This window comes from Brevundimonas sp. (assembly GCF_030656255.1).
Lineage (GTDB): Bacteria > Pseudomonadota > Alphaproteobacteria > Caulobacterales > Caulobacteraceae > Brevundimonas.
The window spans coordinates 19248-32225 of the sequence record NZ_JAUSOE010000101.1 but is presented as its reverse complement, the minus strand read 5'-3'; the positions used below and the strand labels follow the sequence as shown (position 1 = coordinate 32225).

Below are 12978 nucleotides of genomic sequence, written 5' to 3'. Positions count from 1 at the left end.
CACCGACATGTCGTGGAAGCGCGTCTCGCACCCCTCGCAGGTCCTCGCCGTCGGCGACACCGTCAAGGTCCAGATCGTCAAGATCAACCCGGACACCCAACGTATCTCGCTGGGCATGAAGCAACTGCAGTCGGACCCCTGGGACGGCGTGGAAGCCAAGTATCCGGTCGGCGCCAAGTATACGGGCCGCATCACCAACATCACCGACTACGGCGCCTTCGTGGAGCTGGAAGCCGGGGTCGAGGGCCTGGTCCACGTTTCGGAAATGTCCTGGACCAAGAAGAACGTCCATCCGGGCAAGATCGTCTCGACCTCGCAGGAAGTCGACGTGGTCGTCCTGGACGTCGACGCCTCCAAGCGCCGCATCTCGCTGGGCCTGAAGCAGGCTCAGGACAATCCGTGGGACGCCTTCGTCGCCAACAACCCGATCGGTTCGACCGTCGAGGGCGAAGTCAAGAACGCCACCGAGTTCGGCCTGTTCATCGGCCTGGACAACGACATCGACGGCATGGTCCACCTGTCCGACCTCGACTGGTCGGTCTCGGGTGAAGAAGCCATCCAGCGCTACCGCAAGGGCGAGATGGTCAAGGCCAAGGTCCTGGACGTCGACGTCGAGAAGGAACGCGTCTCGCTGGGCATCAAGCAGCTCGGCGGCGATCCCATCGGCGAAGGCGACACCTATCGTCGCGGCCAGCAGATCACCGTCACCGTCTCGTCGATCGAGTCGGGCGGCATCGAGGTCAAGTTCGGTGAAGACGACGCACCGGTCACGGCCTTCGTCCGCAAGTCGGACCTGTCGCGCGACCGCAACGAGCAACGTCCGGAACGCTTCGCCGTCGGCGATCGCATCGACGCGATGATCACCGCTGTGGACAAGGCCTCGCGCCGCGTCTCGGTGTCGATCAAGGCGCTGGAAATGAAGGACGAACAGGAAGCCATCGAACAGTTCGGCTCGTCCGACTCCGGTGCTTCGCTTGGCGACATCCTGGGCGCTGCGCTGAAGAACGCCGGCACCAAGGACTAAGCGCTCAAGCCGCGGAGCGCCACGCGCTCCGCAGTAGCGTAAAAGACTGAAGGGCGGCGGGAGCGATCCCGCCGCCCTTTTCTCTTTTTGGCGCACAGCAATGCGCGAAAGCGAACATAAACATGCGAATGCCGCCCGTGCTTGGCGGATAAGGGCTTTTTCGCGCGGCGAGCGAGGGTTAGGGTGCAGCTTCTGGATCGTCGGCGGGCGCAGGCCTGTCGATCACGAGTTGGCAGAGGCCCTGATGATCAAGTCCGAACTGATCGAAAAGCTGGCGGCCGAGAACACCCACCTGACCCATGCGGAGGTGGAGCGGCTGGTGAACGTCATCCTCGGCAAGATGACCGGGGCCTTGTCCGACGGCGGTCGGGTCGAGTTGCGGGGCTTCGGCGCCTTTTCGGTGCGGTCACGTCCGGCGCGTCTGGGCCGCAATCCCCGCACCGGCGAGACGGTCGAGGTGCCGGCCAAGGCCGTGCCCTTCTTCAAGAGCGGCAAGGAACTGCGCGAGCGTCTGAACGCGTCCGGCGACGCCTGAACCCGCACGTCTTGGCGACCGAGAGAATTAGCGAATGAGCCTGCTGTCCGAATTCCGCGAGTTTGCGGTCAAGGGGAATGTCGTCGATCTGGCCGTCGGGGTGATCATCGGCGCGGCCTTCAACGGCATCGTCAAGAGCCTGGTCGATCAGGTCGTCATGCCGCCCATCGGCCTGTTGACCGGCGGCATCGACTTTTCCGAGCTGGAATGGGTGCTGCGACGCGAGAACCCGGCGACCGAGGCGGTCGAGAAGGTCGCGATTCAGTACGGCGCCTTCGCCAACACCGTGATCCAGTTCCTGATCGTCGCCTTCGTGGTCTTCCTGGTGGTCAAGGGCGTCAACAGCATGCGGCGTCAGGAGGCGGCCAAGCCCGATCCGGCCCCCTCGGCCCCCACGCCGATCGAATCCCTGCTGATCGAGATTCGCGACGAGCTGAAGGCGCGTCCCTGAGGCCGAATCCACCGCCGGTCCGGCGCTGTCAGGCCTTCCACGCCTGCCCCTGAACCGCTGAGGCGCGGACCGGCGCGCGCCGGGCGCGAGGCGCAGGTACGGCGCGGGCGCAGACGGCGTAGTCGCCGTCGAACGGCGTCGGCGCCCAGGTTTCGGCCAGGACCGGATCATCGACGCGCGCGTGACAATGGCCCCAACCGCCTTCGCGCCGCGCCTTGGGCGTCAGGGCGCCGAGCTGGTCCAGAATGTCCGGATTGGTCACCTGCAACCGCACCTTGGCCGCGCCCAGCGCCCGCGCATTGTCGATCAGGGCGCCCGCCAGGACTTCGATCGCTTCGGGGGCCGCTTTCAGCGCCGTCAGGTCGATGATGTCGAGACACGGCGGCTCAATCAGGCTGGTCTTGGTCATCATCGCCGTCGCCGTGCCGACCAGTCGGCCGTCGCGCACCCGCCCCAGCATTATGGGCGGCAAGGTCTGGTCCGGGTCGGACAGGCGCCACGCCATGATCTCCGGCCCCCGGTCCGCCAGCAGCCGCCCCTCGGCCGTCAGCGCGCGCCAGAAGTCGGCATAGGGCGAGTTTTCCCCGACATCGCGCAGCACGACGACACCGTCCGGCAGTTTCAGGCGCCGAGGCTGGAACAGGCGCGCATTCATCAGCGGCTCGCCCAGACGTCGGGCCTGCTCCGCCGAAATCCCGCCCAGCAGACGCCGCAGCAGACGGCCTTTCAGACAGGTCAGCGGATCCACCATCCAGGACAGTTTCAGGGCGTGGGTCTCGGTCGGCCCGGGCTTGAGGCCGAACAGCCGATAGAGCGGCGCCGCGCGGGGATTGGCGTTCAGCGTGTAGCAGGCGAACAGGTTGGGCTGAGCCAGGATCGCCTTGATCAGATAGCGGCTGGCGCCGGTGCGTTCCGGCGGCACGATGATGGAGAAGCCCGTCGCCGCGTAGAGGCGTCTCTCGTTCTTGCGGAATCGCTGGATCAGATTGCCCAGCATGGCGACCGGTTCGTCCTGCCGATCGGCGACGACCCAGCCGAAGGGCGCGTCGATGTCGCGTCGCGCCGGATTGTCCTCCAGCCAGCGCCACCCCGCCTGCGACCGCTCCGGCCAACCGACCTGACGATGCAGCCGGTTCAGGGTTTCGTAGTCGGATCTGCGGATCGGTCGCACGGACATCGGCGCTCCCTCCCATAATGAAACCGGGACTGCTGCTTGAGGGCGCACAGTGCAGGGGTCGCGCCAAAGCGGACCTCATGGGACAGCGAAGGGAGGGGGCGCGACAGCCTTAACACTTGTTCGCATTTGCCCGCTGTGCTGGGTATGCGCCTTTCGCGCGCCCAGTTGCGGCGCGGCAGTTGGGAGTAAGCCGTTGACAGCGACGGACTTGGGGACAGCGCGACTTACGCGACGCCTGCATACGAATGGGGGGACGCGAGCATGAACATCGTCGTCGCCCTTGGACTGATCATCACCTTCGCCACCGGCGTGCCGGTGCTGATGCAGATCCTCAAACACCATCCGCGAGGACTGATCATCCTGTTCTTCGCCGAGATGTGGGAGCGTTTCTCCTACTACGGCATGCGGGGCATCCTGATCTTCTTCCTGACGCAGCACTTCCTGTTCGACGACTCGATGGCAGGGTCGACCTACGGCTCCTACACCTCGCTGGTGTATCTTCTGCCTTTGCTGGGCGGCATCATGGCCGACCGCTTCATCGGCACGCGCAAGGCCGTAGCCTTCGGCGCTCTGCTGCTGGTCGCTGGTCACGGCATGATGGCCTTCGAGGGACGCCCCGCGACCGAAACCCTGACTTATGCCGGTCAGACCTATCAGATCGACGCCGAAGGCCGTGGCGCAGCCCGAGACGTTGCGATCGTCATCGACGGTCAGAAGTACAAGTTCGAACCCGCCGAAAACGGCATCGCCATTCAGGGCCTGCCCGCGACTTCGACTCTGCCGGCCGTCATCCCGACCGCCGATTACAAGATCGAGGCCACCCGCGACATGGCGGGGGTGAACGTCTTCTACCTGGCGATCTCGCTGATCATCATGGGCGTCGGCTTCCTGAAGCCGAACATCTCGACCATCGTCGGACAGCTCTATCCGCAGGGCGATCCGCGCCGGGATTCCGGCTTCACCCTCTACTACTACGGCATCAATCTGGGGGCCTTCTGGGCCGCCGTGCTGTGCGGCCTTCTCGGGCAGACCGTCGGCTGGTGGGCCGGCTTCGGCCTAGCGGGCATCGGCATGGCGCTGGGTTGGGTCGTCTTCATGCTCGGCAAGCCGCTGCTGCAAGGCAAGGGCGAGCCGCCGGCCGACGCTGATCTGAAGAAGCCTTTGCTGGGACCGATCAACCGCGAATGGTCGATCTATCTGCTTAGCACCCTGGGCGTCGGCGTCGTCTGGTTCATGGTCCAGCGCAACGCCCTGGTCGGCTGGGTCCTGGGCGCCGCGACGGTCGCCTCGCTGCTGTTCATCCTCTACGTGATCGTCAAGGTCTGCGAGAGCAAGGCCCAGCGCGAGCGGATGATGCTGGCGATGGTCCTGATCTTCGGATCGGTGGTCTTCTTCACCTTGTTCGAACAGGCCGGCACGTCGCTGAACCTGTTCGCCGATCGCAACGTGGACCTGAGCATCACGCCGCAGGCCTTCCAGTTCCTCGGGGTCACGGTCGGAACCCCGGCCCAATTGGCCGCCGCCGGCATCACGCCGAGCGGTTTCTGGATCGACGCGACGATCACCGCCGCCCAGACCCAGTCGTTCAATGCGGGCTTCATCCTGATCTTCGCGCCCATCATGGCCGCGCTCTGGGCCTTCCTGGCCAAGCGCAAGCTGGACCCCAATCCGACGATGAAGTTCGGCCTGGGCCTGCTTCAGGTCGGTCTGGGCTTCATGATCGTGGTGTGGGGCGCAGGCATGGCCGACTCGGCCTTCCAGATGCCGTTGCTGCTGCTGGGCCTGCTCTATCTGTTCCACACGACGGGCGAACTGTTCCTGTCGCCGGTCGGCCTGTCGGAGATCACCAAACTGTCGATGGCCAAGGTGGTCAGCTTCATGATGGCGGTCTGGTTCCTGGCCAGCTCTATCGCCCAATACGTCGGCGGCTGGATCGCCGGCCTGGCGGGCACGGAGACCGTCGGCGGACAGGTGCTGAACCCCGCTCTGGCCCTGCGCACCTCGCTGGAGGTGTTCAGCATGCTGGGGCTCTGGGGCATGGGCATCGGCGTCGCCTTCATCGTGATCAGTTTCTTCATCAAGGGCTGGTCGCATGGGGCTAACGACGGCGACGGTCATCCCGGCCCGACGTTGAGCGATCGAGGCCAAGAAGATGGCAATATCGCTGCGCCGCGAACCTCCACCGTCGGCTGATCTTCAAGGATCGACATGAGAAAGGCGGCGTCCTCGCGGACGCCGCCTTTTTCAGATTGGGCCTGACCCGCCTCAGAAGGTCTTGCGGACCCGGATCGACACAAAGGTACGGGGATCGTATGTGCTGTCCTCCACATAGGCCACCGCCCGGGTGTCGCGGTCGGCGAAGACCGTGCGACGGTTGGTGAAATCGTCCCAAAGGTTCAGCTGGGCGCGGATGGCCAGTGTCGGGGTCGGCTTGTACTCGGCGAACATCTCGAAATAGTCCGTGCCGCGCCATTTCGAGACCTGATCCGGCGAATAGGTCGGTTGGCCCAGATAGGGCAGCCAGTTCACGCCCCACTGCAGCTTCCAGCGCGTGATGTCCTGTTCGACGCCGATATTGGCCTGGGTGGCGCGGACACCCGATATGGGCCGCTCTTCGCCCGTGGTCGGGTCGGTGACGGCGGTCTTGTTCCAGTTGTTCGAGAAGGTGAAGCGGGCGCCCGAAATGCCCAGCTTGTCCAGCGGCAGGGTCACGTTCAGCGACAGCCGGTCCAGCGTGCCCTCGCCGATATTGCCGACCGCCGACAGGCCGTCGGCCAAGGGGATGCGGTCGATGGCGTCGATGATTTCGTCGTGGCGATAGCCGATGGAGACGACGCCCTCGCCCCAGAAACGGCGCTCGTAGGTCAGTTCCGATATCCAGCGCTGCTCCGGCTCCAGATCGACATTGCCGCCATAGACGTTCTCCTCATCCAGGTCGGCCGAGGCGGCGAAGTCGGAGAAGTCCAGCTGGCCCAGTTCGCGCTCGAAGCGGAACCGCAACTGGTTGTTCGGCATCGGCGTCCAGGTGGCCATGAAACGCGGCTTGGCGAAGAAGAAGCTCTTCTCCTGGTTGGCGTCGCCGGATTGGCTGATGGTCGAGGCTTCCAGCCGCAGGCCGGCCTCCAGCGTCAGGTCCGGGTGCAGTCGCCATGTGCCCTTTGAGAATGCCTCGCCGCGCGTCTCCTCGACCTTGACCGAGGCGCTGGGCAGGAACACCGGCACGCCGCCCTCGCTATAGGCCTGATCGGTCTGGCGCATGTTGTAGGCGACCTCGCCGCCGGTCTCGATGGTCAGTTTCGGCGACCGCTCGTGGCGCACCAGGGCGCGCAGGATGGTTTCGGAGCTTTCGCCGGAATAGGCGAAGATCTGTTCGGGGGCGTCCACGCCGTTGTTCAGGACGTTGTAGGTCGAGACCCCGTCCCAGCTGCCGAACTCGTGCATCAGCCGGGTCTCCAGCTTGAAGCGGTCGTTGAGGGGCCGTTCCCACGTGACGCCGAACTCGCCGCTCTTCTCGTCCTCGCTGTCGAGGCTCTCGCGGAAGGCGGTGGCGGATTGGCTGGTGTTGTACCCCTGCCAGTCGTTGATTCCGTACCGGGCGGTCAGGTCGACCTTGCCGCCTGCGAGCGGCCCGGCATAGACGCCGCGGATCGAGTTCCCGCCGCCGTAGCCGTCATTGTCGGTGACCTCGTCGCGCAGCACATTGCCCGAGGCGTCTCGTCGGATCAGGCGGCCCGGACCGTTGGAGTCGCTGGTGCTGATCCCGTCGGACAGGGTGACGCCCCAGCTGCGGTCGCCGTCGCGGGCCGTGAACTGATAGCTGCCGCCGTAGAGGTCCTGACCGGATCCCTCGAACTGGGTGGTGTTCCAGGTCAGGATCGACTGACGGCTGGCCTCCTTCTTGAGGATGACATTCACCACCACCGAGAAGCCCTGCATGTCGACGCCGGGCGCGCCGCCGCGGATCAGTTCGATCCGTTCGACCTGGCGGGCCGGTGTGCGGCTGAGGACGTTCGAGCCGGCGTCGTTCTTGGAGGCCGGGCGGGCGTTGTTGATCATCACATTGCCGACCGCGCCTTCGAAGCCGCGTGCGCCGGTGCCGTCGTCCAGCTCGAAGCCGGGCACCCGGTTGACCATGTCGAGCGCGGTATTGGGCCGCTGGGCGAGGAAGAACTCGGGCGCGAAGATCAGCACGCCGCGCTGGGCCGCGTCGGCCAGGGGCGCCTGACTGGTCGGGCCGGTCGGCACGGGCGCCTGGGCCACCTGCGGCGCATCGACGGCGTGGGCGCTCACGGCGGAAAGCAGCAGGGCGGTGCTGGCCAGCAGAAGTGTCTTTGTCATCGGTCTTCCCCTCGGTTCGTTGGCGAGAGGTGTGCCGATCTGTCGCGTTCATCTCCAGTTACAAGGCCGAAAGGTGGATTAAATCGGCGACAGAATTACCGGGATTTCATTAAGAAACGGCAAGATGTTGTACTACGTCAGAGTAATGATCAGATCCTCTTCTATTCTCATAGCTCTGTTACTCGCCTGTAGCGGTGCGCAGTTGGCGGCGGCTCAGGATGCGGCCACGGCTGCGGACCCGGTCGAGGACATCGTCGTCATCGCCCGTCGTATCGAGGCGCCGATATGGGAGGTTCGCAACGGCGACAGCACTTTGATCCTCGTCGGCGCCGTCGAAGGCCTGCCCAGAGATATGGAATGGCGCAGCGAAGCCCTGTCGGCAGCTGCGGATCGGGCCGATCGCGTGCTGTTCCCGCCGGCGAAGCGCGCCTCTTTCACGGACGTCGGCCGCCTGCTGTGGCGCGCCCGAACCGTCGCCTTCCTGCCGGACGGCAAGCGCACCAACGACTATTTGTCGCCTGAGATGAATGCGCGGTTTCTGGCGTTGGAGCCGGGCGGGGGCCGCACCAATCTTCTGTTAAGCGCCGACAATCTGCTGGAACGCGCGGGTTATGCGCGACGCAGTCGGGCTGCGGCTGAGGTGGTGCGAGCCTCAGCGCGGCGGCGCCAGACACCGATCGAGCCTATCGACGTGCTTCATGGATCGGACGTGGTCGAGATGCTGATCAGCACCCCGCCCGAGGCTCATCAGTTCTGCCTGGTGGCGGCGATAGCGGCGGCGGAAGCGGGGCCTGAGAGCGCGGCGGCGCGGGCGGACGCTTGGCGGCGGCGCAGGGTTCAGGAGGTGCTGGATGCGCCGCTGGAGAAGGCGATCAACCTGTGTTGGCCGTGGGGCGCGGCGGGACCGGAGGCGCAGTGGCGGGCGCGGTGGCGCCAGGAGCTAGAGACGGCCTTGGGCCAGAACGGCGTCACTTTGGCTGTGGCGCCGCTACATTTGCTGGCCGAGCCCGGCGGAGCGCTGGACCGGCTGGCGGCCCAGGGCGCCGAGATCAGCGGCCCGGACTGGAAGGGGCCGCCCCCAGCGGAAGCGGCCCCTTGACGCCTTAGTTGGCCGGGGCGGCCGGCCGGTCCGGGACGGCGTCGCGGGCGGCGTCGCCGATGTTCTCGGCCGCGCCGCCGACGCTTTCTGCGGCGCCGGCGATGGCGTTGGATTCGACGGCGTCGTTGCGGTTCATGTTGATCAGGAACCAGCCGATCAGCCCGACCAGGGCCAGGCCGATGATCAGGGCGACGACGCCGCCGATGCCGCCGCCGCTACGGCGTTCGACGATGACGGGGGCGGCTGCGGGGGCGGCGGGGTCGCTCTCGGTGATGCGTTCGACCCGGCCGTCGGGATGCTCGACTGTACGTTCGGTGGGCATGGTGTTTCCTCTCCAGTGTGGCGGGGAAACACTTCGTCGAAGGCCAAGGTTCCTTTCGCGTCAGACCGCCGTTCCGCCGACGGTCAGGCCGCCCATCTTGAGACTGGGCTGGCCGATGCCGACGGGCACGCCCTGGCCGGCCTTGCCGCAGACGCCGACGCCGGGGTCGAAGGCGAAGTCGTCGCCGATCATCTGGATCTTGGTCAGGGCCGTGGCGCCGTCGCCGATCAGGGTGGCGCCGCGCACCGGGGCGGTGATCACCCCATCCTCGATCAGATAGGCCTCGTTGCACTGGAAGACGAACTTGCCGTTGGTGATGTCCACCTGGCCGCCTGAGAAGTTGGCGGCGTAGAGGCCGCGCTTGGTATTGGCGATCATGTCGGCCTTGGAATCCTTGCCGCCCTCCATGAAGGTGTTGGTCATCCGGGGCATGGGCATGTGGGCGAAGGACTGGCGCCGGCCGTTGCCGGTGGCGGCCACGCCCAGCTGACGCGCCGACAGCCGGTCGTGCATCAGGCCGACCATGATCCCGTCCTCGATCAGGACGGTGCGCGAGGTCGGGGTGCCCTCGTCATCGACCGACAGGGAGCCGCGACGCCCGGCGATGGAGCCGTCGTCGACCACGGTGACGCCGGGCGCGGCGACCCGCTTCCCCATCATGCCGTTGAAGACGGACGAGCCCTTGCGGTGGAAGTCGCCTTCGAAGCCGTGGCCGATGGCCTCGTGCAGCAGGACGCCGGGCCAGCCGGCGCCCAGGACCACGTCCATCTCGCCCGCCGGGCAGTCAATGGCGTCCAGATTGACCAGGGCCTGACGCAGGGCCTCGTCCACCTGGGCCTGCCAGCGTTCGGGGGCGACCCAGGCCTCGAAACCGGCCCGGCCGCCGGCGCCGGCGCCGGCGCTCTCGCGCTTGCCGTTCTGTTCGACGGTGATGGAGACGTTCAGGCGGACCAGGGGGCGGACGTCGCGCACCACCCGTTCGTCGGCGCGCAGGATCTCGATGGCGCGGCGCTCGCCGACCAGGGAGGCCGAGACCTGGACCACGCGAGGGTCGCGGGCGCGGGCCCAGGCGACGATCTCGGCCAGCAGGGCGATCTTGTCCGAGAAGGCCGGCGAGGCCAGGGGATCGACCGCGTCATAGAGCTGCTGATTGGTGGCGCGCGGCCCCTCGGCGACGCGGGCGGCGTGACCCTGTTTCGCCAGAGCGGCGCTGTCGGCGGCGCGGCGCAGGGCGGCGGCCGAGATCTCGTTGGCGTGGGCGTAGCCGGCGGTCTCGCCCGCCACGACCCGCAGGCCGAAGCCCTCGGTGGCGTCATAGGCGGCGGACTTCAGCCGGCCGTCGTCGAACACCAGGCTCTCGCTCTCGGACCGTTCCAGGAACAGCTCGCCGTCGTCGGCGCCGGCCAGGGCCGTCTTCAGGATCGACAGGGCTTCGTCGGTATCGACGCCGGCGGCGTCTAGGATGGGAGGCGGGGCGGCGTGAACGGTCATGGCCTGTAGGTAGGGGCTGGAGGGCGGTTCGTCACCTGCCGGGACGGATTCAGACGTCGGGACGAAAAAAGAGAGTCTGAATCGTCTGAATTGTCTGAAATCCGCGAAGGCGGCGTTCAGGAAAAAACACAGTCTGAATTGTTTGAATCGTCTGAAATCTCCGGCGACGGCGGCAAGACCAGGAGACTAGCACGCGCTGGAGGGGCGCCCGGTCGAAAGGCCCAGCCGTGTAGCAGGACGTTGAAATCTATACGGAGGGACCAGCGTCATTATGAGGGCAAAGACCCTTTTCGTCATTCCGGGCGAAGGGCCGCTTGGCCCGGAGACCCGGAACCCAGCGGCGCCGAAGCGAAATGGTTCAACGAGATGACTGCTGGACGTCTGTGTCCGCGACAGGTTCGCGCTCTCGCGCGCCGCTGGGTTCCGGGTCTCCGCTGCGCTGCGCCCGGAATGACGAAAGAAAGGTCAGCTATCGCGCCAGCTTGCCCTTGGCCTTGTCGGCGTCGAACACGACGTCGGGGTCCGGCGCCGTGATCTCCTCGCCGCAGTGGTCGAGGATCTTCAGGATGTGGCGGATCAGGTTCACCCGGGCGGTCTTCTTGTCGTCGGTGGCGATGATGGTCCAGGGGGCGAAGGCGCGATCCGTCTCGTCCAGCATCCGGTCGCGGGCGTCGGAATAGGCGTCGAACCGGGCCTCGGCCTCGGCGTCCAGCGACGACAGCTTGAACCGTTTCAGCGGATCGACCCGCCGTTCCTTCAGCCGTTTCGCCTGTTCCTTGCGCGAGATGTCGAGCCAGAACTTGATCAGGATGATCCCGTCGTCGGTCAACATCCGCTCGAAACGCGGGGCGTCGGTCAGGAACTGGGCGTATTGTTCGGGCGTGCAATAGCCCATCACCGGCTCGACCCCGGCGCGATTGTACCAGGAGCGGTTGAAGATCACCGTCTCGCCTGCGCCCGGCAGATGGGGGACGTAGCGCTGGAAATACCACTGGCTGGTTTCCCGGTCGCTGGGCTTGGGCAGGGCGACGACGCGGGTCTGGCGCGGCGACATATATTCCGTCAGCCGCTTGATGGCCCCGTCCTTGCCGGCGGTGTCGCGCCCCTCCAGCACAATGACCACCCGCAGCCCATGCTCGATGGTCCAGGCCTGGGTCTTCACAACGGCGAGCTGAAGCTGTTCGAGTTCGGCGTCGTAGGCGTCTGTTTTCTTTCCCATCCCATCAGAGTGGAGCGGGACGGGGCCGAGGGCAAGCGGGGCGTGGACGCAAGAACCGACGCCGTTGAACGCTTCGCCCCTCGCGGCGTTTGCCAGCGGGGCCGTGGGCGGTCCATGCTGGGGATGCATGAAGCGCGACTTCGCCGATTTCTGGAATCTGCTGTGGGAGGTCGGGCTGCTGGCCTGCGCGGCCTTTGCGCTGTTGAACGCCTATGCGCCGCCGCAGGACCTGCCGTGGAAGCCGCTGGACCTGAGCCAGCCGTTGGGCCGGGCGACGGCGGCCAAGGTGGCGGACTTCGACCTGCCTCGAACGGCGGCCCCGGAAGAGGTCCAGGGGGCGACCGAGGCCTGTATGCAGGTGCTGCGCGAGGCGGGGGTCGAGGTCGAGCGGGCGGCGGATCGCGACGACGGCGGCTTCTGCGTCGTGCGCGGGGCGGTGCGGATCACCGGCGGGGCGGTGACGCCCCTGGCCCCCGCCGATGTGGTGATGCAGTGCCCGCTGGCCGTCCGCTATGTCATCTGGGACCGGCAGGTGCTGCAACCGGCGGCGCGCAGCATCCTGGGTTCGGCCCCGGCGCGGGTCGAGAATTACGGCACCTATTCCTGCCGACGCATCTATGGCTCGCAGGACGAACAGGAGCGGCCCAGCGAACATGCGCGGGCCAACGCCCTGGACGTGGCGGCGGTGCGGCTGGAGGACGGGCGGACCGTCAGTGTGCTGAACGACTGGCGCGGACAGGGTCCGGCGGGCGAGCCGGGCGGGCGGTTCCTGCACGCGGTGCGCGACGGGGCGTGCCGGCTGTTCTCGACTGTGCTGACCCCCGACTACAACGCCGCCCACGAGAACCATCTCCATATCGACGGGGCCGAGCGGGGTCTGTGCCGTTAAGGTTGAATCGCCCCTGGCGCGAATCGCTTTGCTGTTGACCGCTTTGAAAAGCCGGGTGACAACATCAGCACAGTCCGGATTTTGCGTGGGGTCCACACCCGCGTCTCGCTCCTTCGCCTGAACGAGCTGTCCAGTTGGACTGTCGGGTCGCCCCGAGGGTGATCCGCCTGGAAAAGCGCGTTTACGGAGACGCAGACATGGCGACCGGTACGGTCAAGTGGTTCAACCCCACCAAGGGCTATGGATTCATCCAGCCCGACAGCGGCGGCACTGACGTGTTCGTTCACGTCACCGCCGTTCAGAAGGCCGGCCTTCAGGGCCTCGATGAGAACGCCAAGGTCGAGTACGAGCTGGAAAACCAGCGCGGCAAGACTTCGGCGATCGACCTCAAGCTCCTCTGAGTCGAGCGGCCGATTAAGGCACGGGAACAGGC

Annotated in this window: 12 protein-coding genes; 7 read left to right on the top strand and 5 right to left on the bottom strand. The window is 66.4% G+C overall.

Going from position 1 to position 12978, the window contains the following annotated elements; genetic code table 11:
* The 3 genes from Q7J26_RS10410 to mscL all read left to right on the top strand — a co-directional run.
* The coding region (locus Q7J26_RS10410) for a S1 RNA-binding domain-containing protein (RefSeq protein WP_304936381.1) at positions 1–1024 on the top strand (1024 nt) is incomplete at its 5' end.
* A gap of 244 nt (positions 1025–1268) precedes the next feature.
* Complete coding sequence (locus Q7J26_RS10405; protein WP_292123832.1) at positions 1269–1559, top strand: integration host factor subunit beta; 291 nt, start codon at positions 1269–1271, stop codon at positions 1557–1559.
* A 34-nt stretch (positions 1560–1593) separates the two neighbouring features.
* The gene (gene mscL, locus Q7J26_RS10400; protein WP_183196289.1) at positions 1594–2010 is read left to right on the top strand and encodes a large-conductance mechanosensitive channel protein MscL; all 417 of its coding nucleotides are present in this window, start codon (positions 1594–1596) and stop codon (positions 2008–2010) included.
* A 28-nt stretch (positions 2011–2038) separates the two neighbouring features.
* Here mscL and Q7J26_RS10395 read toward each other — a convergent pair whose 3' ends face one another.
* Positions 2039–3187, bottom strand: a complete 1149-nt coding sequence (locus Q7J26_RS10395; protein ID WP_304936380.1) for an N-acetyltransferase — start codon at positions 3185–3187, stop codon at positions 2039–2041.
* A 261-nt stretch (positions 3188–3448) separates the two neighbouring features.
* Here Q7J26_RS10395 and Q7J26_RS10390 point away from each other — a divergent pair, with 261 nt between their 5' ends.
* Positions 3449–5380: a peptide MFS transporter gene (locus Q7J26_RS10390; RefSeq protein WP_304936379.1), complete on the top strand. Its 1932-nt coding sequence runs from the start codon at positions 3449–3451 to the stop codon at positions 5378–5380.
* A gap of 72 nt (positions 5381–5452) precedes the next feature.
* On the opposite strand, the gene Q7J26_RS10385 is transcribed toward Q7J26_RS10390, so the two are convergent.
* Positions 5453–7525: a TonB-dependent siderophore receptor gene (locus tag Q7J26_RS10385; RefSeq protein WP_304936378.1), complete on the bottom strand. Its 2073-nt coding sequence runs from the start codon at positions 7523–7525 to the stop codon at positions 5453–5455.
* 202 nt (positions 7526–7727) lie between these two features.
* Here Q7J26_RS10385 and Q7J26_RS10380 point away from each other — a divergent pair, with 202 nt between their 5' ends.
* A complete protein-coding gene (locus Q7J26_RS10380) occupies positions 7728–8624 on the top strand; it encodes a TraB/GumN family protein (RefSeq protein WP_304936377.1) in 897 nt (298 codons plus the stop codon).
* A gap of 4 nt (positions 8625–8628) precedes the next feature.
* On the opposite strand, the gene Q7J26_RS10375 is transcribed toward Q7J26_RS10380, so the two are convergent.
* From Q7J26_RS10375 to ppk2, 3 genes are all read right to left on the bottom strand, one after another.
* Complete coding sequence (locus Q7J26_RS10375; protein WP_304936376.1) at positions 8629–8946, bottom strand: hypothetical protein; 318 nt, start codon at positions 8944–8946, stop codon at positions 8629–8631.
* A gap of 60 nt (positions 8947–9006) precedes the next feature.
* On the bottom strand, positions 9007–10437 hold the full coding sequence (tldD, locus tag Q7J26_RS10370) for a metalloprotease TldD (protein WP_304936375.1): 1431 nt from the start codon (positions 10435–10437) through the stop codon (positions 9007–9009).
* A gap of 469 nt (positions 10438–10906) precedes the next feature.
* Positions 10907–11656 (bottom strand): polyphosphate kinase 2, encoded by a 750-nt coding sequence (ppk2, locus tag Q7J26_RS10365; RefSeq protein WP_304936374.1) that lies wholly within the window; start codon positions 11654–11656, stop codon positions 10907–10909.
* Positions 11657–11783: 127 nt separating this feature from the next.
* On the opposite strand from ppk2, the gene Q7J26_RS10360 reads away from it, so the two are divergent.
* Positions 11784–12545, top strand: a complete 762-nt coding sequence (locus Q7J26_RS10360; RefSeq protein ID WP_304936373.1) for an extensin family protein — start codon at positions 11784–11786, stop codon at positions 12543–12545.
* Between the two features lie 197 nt (positions 12546–12742).
* Positions 12743–12946: a cold-shock protein gene (locus Q7J26_RS10355; RefSeq protein ID WP_304936372.1), complete on the top strand. Its 204-nt coding sequence runs from the start codon at positions 12743–12745 to the stop codon at positions 12944–12946.
* Positions 12947–12978: the final 32 nt, after the last annotated feature.

What these genes read in the sequence shown, in the direction of transcription:
- mscL (WP_183196289.1), top strand. Translation starts at nt 1,594, where the DNA reads ATGAGCCTGCTGTCCGAATTCCGCGAGTTTGCGGTCAAGGGGAATGTC.
- ppk2 (WP_304936374.1), bottom strand. Translation starts at nt 11,656, where the DNA reads ATGGGAAAGAAAACAGACGCCTACGACGCCGAACTCGAACAGCTTCAG.
- Q7J26_RS10385 (WP_304936378.1), bottom strand. Translation starts at nt 7,525, where the DNA reads ATGACAAAGACACTTCTGCTGGCCAGCACCGCCCTGCTGCTTTCCGCC.
- Q7J26_RS10405 (WP_292123832.1), top strand. Translation starts at nt 1,269, where the DNA reads ATGATCAAGTCCGAACTGATCGAAAAGCTGGCGGCCGAGAACACCCAC.
- Q7J26_RS10375 (WP_304936376.1), bottom strand. Translation starts at nt 8,946, where the DNA reads ATGCCCACCGAACGTACAGTCGAGCATCCCGACGGCCGGGTCGAACGC.
- Q7J26_RS10395 (WP_304936380.1), bottom strand. Translation starts at nt 3,187, where the DNA reads ATGTCCGTGCGACCGATCCGCAGATCCGACTACGAAACCCTGAACCGG.
- Q7J26_RS10355 (WP_304936372.1), top strand. Translation starts at nt 12,743, where the DNA reads ATGGCGACCGGTACGGTCAAGTGGTTCAACCCCACCAAGGGCTATGGA.
- tldD (WP_304936375.1), bottom strand. Translation starts at nt 10,437, where the DNA reads ATGACCGTTCACGCCGCCCCGCCTCCCATCCTAGACGCCGCCGGCGTC.
- Q7J26_RS10390 (WP_304936379.1), top strand. Translation starts at nt 3,449, where the DNA reads ATGAACATCGTCGTCGCCCTTGGACTGATCATCACCTTCGCCACCGGC.
- Q7J26_RS10360 (WP_304936373.1), top strand. Translation starts at nt 11,784, where the DNA reads ATGAAGCGCGACTTCGCCGATTTCTGGAATCTGCTGTGGGAGGTCGGG.